This window comes from Candidatus Phytoplasma sp. AldY-WA1, from assembly GCF_020312115.2.
Classification (GTDB): domain Bacteria; phylum Bacillota_I; class Bacilli_A; order Acholeplasmatales; family Acholeplasmataceae; genus Phytoplasma; species Phytoplasma vitis.
In genome coordinates, this window is sequence record NZ_JAHRHX020000048.1 from 1 (window position 1) to 4,437 (window position 4,437).

The window sequence follows — 4,437 nt, forward strand, 5'->3', positions numbered from 1 at the left end:
GTTTAATTTTTTCATAATTTTATTCCTTTTTTTAATTTTTATTTTTTTGTTAATTGCTTAACGTTGTTTGTTGTTGGTTTTGTCTTCGTTTTTATCTTCATTTTTATTTTCATTTTTGTCTTCATTTCGGACTTTTGTGTCTTTTGTTTCTTTTGTATCTTCTGCGTCGTTAAATCCATGTTTACAATCTATTGTATATCCTACAACAAAGATTATTAATCCACCTAAAATTGAAACTATTATAGTTCCGACAGTTGCCGTGCATGTCATTTCGTTTTGTTCCTTTCTTTTTGTTGTTTTTTTGATTTATATAATTTTGATTATTTTTTTAATTTCCTGAGCGTTAGTTTTTTGTTTTGTGTGGTTGGGTGGAAATTGGAACAGCTGATTTTTTGAAAAATCAGCTGTTTGAATAGGGTGGTTTTATTTTTGGTCTTGTAAATTACGTAATTCGTTAATTAAAGTTATAACTTTTAACATTAAAATGTGAATACTGCGAATTCTTTTATACATTATTTCAATATCACCACGTATATATTCTATGTTGTCTAATGTTTCTTGTTCGTCATCATTTTCATTTAAAAATAGTTCCGAATCATTATAAAATTCTTCTAAAAAATCGCCTAATTTTGATATATTATCAAGTGTGCTTATTTTGTCACTAAAATTGAAATTTTCTTCAAAATGTGTTACTAAATAATCTTTGTTTCCGCAAGCTTTAATAAAAAATTCATTTATTAAATCAACGATTGAATTAAGTTCTTCTAATATTGTTTCAACAGTTATCCCTAAAATTTCTTTTTTTAAATTTTCATTTGTAATTTCAATTTGAAAATTTTTGTTATAAATTTTGTTATAAATTTGATATAAAAAATTATCCAATTTTGTTAAATTAGCTACAACATTTAATTCACTTGTAAGTATTTTATTATCTTTAAAAAGAGATAATAATTTATCTAATTCTTTAAAGTTTTTAATAATTGTTTCATTTTTTTTAATTTGGTTTGTCATTTTTTTGTCCCTTTTTTGTTTTAATTTTTATTTTTATATAATTTTGATTATTTTTTTAATTTCCTTTACATTCTCTCTTTTTTTTTTTTTTTTTGTTTGTTTGTTGGAATTAAATAAAAAGACTCACTTAAGTGAGTCTTTTAATGTTATTTTTTTATTGTGTGCCGTCGGGGTTGTATTAATTCTTTCAATAAAATTTCATTGTTGGCTGTCGTTTTCGTAGAATGTTAATTTAATTAATTTTCATTTTGTTATATTCGTGAACGAATAGTTTTACTCATCAAAAGCATAATGTGTTTGTTTATTTTTCGTTTTTGTCAAGTTCGTTGATTGAAAGTTTCCCAAGTGTTAAATTGTTTTTTTTGTGGTGAGAATTAATGACTGTTTTTTTGAAAAAAACAGTCATTAAAGTTTGTGTTGATTATTCTTCGATGTTGTCTGAGTATGTTGTATCAAATTCTCTGATTAAATCGTCATTATCGTTAACTAAATTTCTAGCTTTGTAAATAAGATTAGCAATGTCCACATGTTTATCACGAATTATAGCTAATTTATCTTCAATTTCTTTTGTTTAATTCAGAATTTTTAGTTATAATTTCAATTCCGTTTAAGTTCACATCATAATAAAGACGATCAAAATGAGAACATAATTCTTCTAAAATAGCATACATTCCGTATATATCGCTATTTAATTCAAAGTCATCACCAAAGACATAAGAATTACTGGATAATACTCCGTCATCTTTGATGATTAGTTCTTTTTGTTTTTTGTTTGTTTTTTTCATAATTTTAATTTCCTTTTTTTGTTTTTATATTTTTTTTATTTTTCGCAAAATAAAAACAGTCGCTTTAAAAGCAACTGTGTTTTTAATGCGGATGATTATTAGATGTCATTTTATTTTATTTAAGTCAATGTCTTTAACTTTGTCTTTGATTGTTTTAGAAATTTTGAATATTACAGCTGTTCTTACTGGAATTGTAATTTCTTTTTGATCTGTAACTCTTTTTATTATGCGTTCTGATTGTGGTGCTAGGACAAATTTGCCTATTTTTGACGATAAAACGGCTTCATTATTGTTTTTGATAGATTCAATTAATGTATCTTCGATAATTTGATAAAATTCAGTTGTAAAATCAAGTAATTGATTTACTTTGTTGGCAATTTTTTTAATTAATTCTTGTTTCGTCATTGTATTCTATTCCTTTCTTGATTTAGTAATTATTGATTTTTTGTTTTAAAATGATTTTAATGTCGCTACGTTTAGGATTTTTTCTAATTGTGTGGGCCATTGTTGATCGTTTTTTCGTTAAATAAGAAAATTAAGTTTTAGAATTTTTCAATTTTTCTATTTTTTGATTAAGAAATTCATTAATTTTATGTAAATCGTTTTTCTTTTTATAATTTTTTGTTTTCATGATTTTATCTTAAAATGGTAATGATTCGTTTATTTTTAATTCGTAAATTGGTTTAGTTGTGTCTTTTTTTGAATCACAAAAATAAACATTACTAACTTTGACAAAATATTTTTCGCAAAAGTTATTATCTTTTTTCCACGATTGACGAACTAATGAACCATTTACTATGATTTGACTTCCTTTTTATTGATATTTAGCTAGATTTTGAGCTGTTAATCCAGATTTTTGACAACGAATAAAATAACATTCATTTTTGTTATCTTTATATTTTTTACCAGTATGTACTGCCAGTTCAAATGATAATGTTGCAAATGATTTTCCTTGATAATCAATGTGTTTTAATTTTAATTCTTGGCATATTCTGCCTTGTAAATTTACTGAGTTTAACATATTTTAATGTTCCTTTTCTTTTTTTTATATATTTAAAAAATGATTAATAAATAAAAATTTTAAAATGTAGTAACGAAGATTATATTATTTCATTATTTAGAATCTTGTTTTACTGTTATTTTGAAAATTTCTATTATTAATTATTTTTTTTAATATTAGATATAATAATTGTTATAAAAATAAAAGACCTAGATAGCCTCTAAGTCTTTTTTATAATTAACATTCTTTTTAACATTCATAAGAATTTATAACTATTTACAAAACATAATTTTGTTATACAATTTAAAGACGTGTAACTAGGTCGTGGTTTTTTGATTTAATAATTATCACAAAAAAAGACCTAGATAGTTATTTATTTAAAAGAAGGAGATAAATATGCTTATAACAATCCAAATAATAACTTTATTTTTTTATAGACTATCTAGGTCTTTTTTTTACCAAATTATATTTTAAAATTCAAAAAAACAAAATATGTATTTTTATTTAAAATTATTTAAACAGTTTATATCGTCGTGTTCAGGACGAGTTAATTAATGATATGGATTGTTATGGATAATTTTAATATGGTTGATTTTTATTTCATTCTTTTTTCTTTTTCGATGTAGTTGATTTCATCAAAATATAATGTATTTAATTTGTATTGATTATTTTTATTTTCAATTAATTGGAAAATTAATTTTTTATCAAATTTACTATAATAAAGAATATTTTCTTCGTCTGAATAATATGTTTTTTGTGGTTGATGTTCTTCAAGTTGATAACATTTTAATGTTTTTAAAAAGTTTTTATTTATTATATCGGCAATAGTTAATAAATCAAATAATCGACGTCTTTTTTTAGCGAATTTTATTTTTTTGTGAATTCTTTCTTTTTCTGTTCCAATAAAAGTTGCTGTTTTATTTAATTTTTCGGCAACTTCTTCATTTGATAAAGGATTAAATTGTTTTATTTCTTTAAAATTATCTTGTAATTGATAAATTGTTTGAAAAATTTTTAATTGTTTTTTTGTTAATTCACGATTAACAATGTTATTTAATAAATCTATTTCACATTCTTGGTGATAATACGCATCACTAAATTTAGTTTTATTATTGTTACGTATCATTAGATTGTCTAATACATCAAAATTTGATAATTCGACTTCTTGATTTGTTTTTGTAAGAATTGAGTTTTTGACATCAACAAATCCTATTTCATGACGATTTCGATTTCTTAATAAATCATAAAAATAATTTTGAATTAATTTAACTATAAAACTATTAATAGAATCCTGTTTTCTAAGATTTTTAATTTTTAATCGAATCTTTTTATTATTTTTTACTAAGAGTTTATAAGTTATTAATAATAAATCTCCTTTTTCTAATGGAAATGGAAATTTAAACTTAATTAATTTATCAATTTCTTCTTTTATTTTTCATTATTTATTTCTTTATTTTCTAATAAAAAAATATCAAGTTTTTTAAAAAGATTAAAAAATAAATCAAAATAACATGATTCAATTTCTTTAAAATCATTCATTTTTAAAACCTCGTTTTACTAAAAACAAAAAAAGACTAGTTATTTTTAACTAGTCTTTTCGGTATTAAAAATGAATTTATTTACAAAAAATTATAACAGCAC

6 protein-coding genes are annotated in these 4,437 nt (G+C 21.9%); all 6 read right to left on the reverse strand.

The features are described 5' to 3' along the window. Nucleotides 1-57 precede the first annotated feature (57 nt). The 6 genes from KTO59_RS03475 to KTO59_RS03500 all read right to left on the reverse strand — a co-directional run bounded on the left by KTO59_RS03475 (nt 58) and on the right by KTO59_RS03500 (nt 3,922). On the reverse strand, nt 58-270 hold the full coding sequence (locus KTO59_RS03475) for a hypothetical protein (protein ID WP_284928650.1): 213 nt from the start codon (nt 268-270) through the stop codon (nt 58-60). Between the two features lie 153 nt (nt 271-423). Beyond that, nucleotides 424-1,011, reverse strand: coding sequence for a hypothetical protein (locus tag KTO59_RS03480; RefSeq protein ID WP_284928651.1), 588 nt, complete (start codon nt 1,009-1,011; stop codon nt 424-426). Between the two features lie 557 nt (nt 1,012-1,568). Next, a complete protein-coding gene (locus KTO59_RS03485) occupies nt 1,569-1,796 on the reverse strand; it encodes a hypothetical protein (RefSeq protein WP_284928652.1) in 228 nt (75 codons plus the stop codon). A gap of 105 nt (nt 1,797-1,901) precedes the next feature. Beyond that, nucleotides 1,902-2,201: an HU family DNA-binding protein gene (locus KTO59_RS03490; protein WP_284928653.1), complete on the reverse strand. Its 300-nt coding sequence runs from the start codon at nt 2,199-2,201 to the stop codon at nt 1,902-1,904. Nucleotides 2,202-2,610: 409 nt separating this feature from the next. Continuing rightward, nucleotides 2,611-2,817, reverse strand: a complete 207-nt coding sequence (locus KTO59_RS03495) for a hypothetical protein (protein WP_284928654.1) — start codon at nt 2,815-2,817, stop codon at nt 2,611-2,613. Nucleotides 2,818-3,391: 574 nt separating this feature from the next. Next, entirely contained in the window at nt 3,392-3,922 is a 531-nt protein-coding gene (locus KTO59_RS03500) for a hypothetical protein (protein WP_284928656.1), read from the reverse strand. Nucleotides 3,923-4,437: the final 515 nt, after the last annotated feature.

What these genes read in the sequence shown, in the direction of transcription:
- KTO59_RS03475 (WP_284928650.1), bottom strand. Translation starts at nt 270, where the DNA reads ATGACATGCACGGCAACTGTCGGAACTATAATAGTTTCAATTTTAGGT.
- KTO59_RS03480 (WP_284928651.1), bottom strand. Translation starts at nt 1,011, where the DNA reads ATGACAAACCAAATTAAAAAAAATGAAACAATTATTAAAAACTTTAAA.
- KTO59_RS03485 (WP_284928652.1), bottom strand. Translation starts at nt 1,796, where the DNA reads ATGAAAAAAACAAACAAAAAACAAAAAGAACTAATCATCAAAGATGAC.
- KTO59_RS03490 (WP_284928653.1), bottom strand. Translation starts at nt 2,201, where the DNA reads ATGACGAAACAAGAATTAATTAAAAAAATTGCCAACAAAGTAAATCAA.
- KTO59_RS03495 (WP_284928654.1), bottom strand. Translation starts at nt 2,817, where the DNA reads ATGTTAAACTCAGTAAATTTACAAGGCAGAATATGCCAAGAATTAAAA.
- KTO59_RS03500 (WP_284928656.1), bottom strand. Translation starts at nt 3,922, where the DNA reads ATGATACGTAACAATAATAAAACTAAATTTAGTGATGCGTATTATCAC.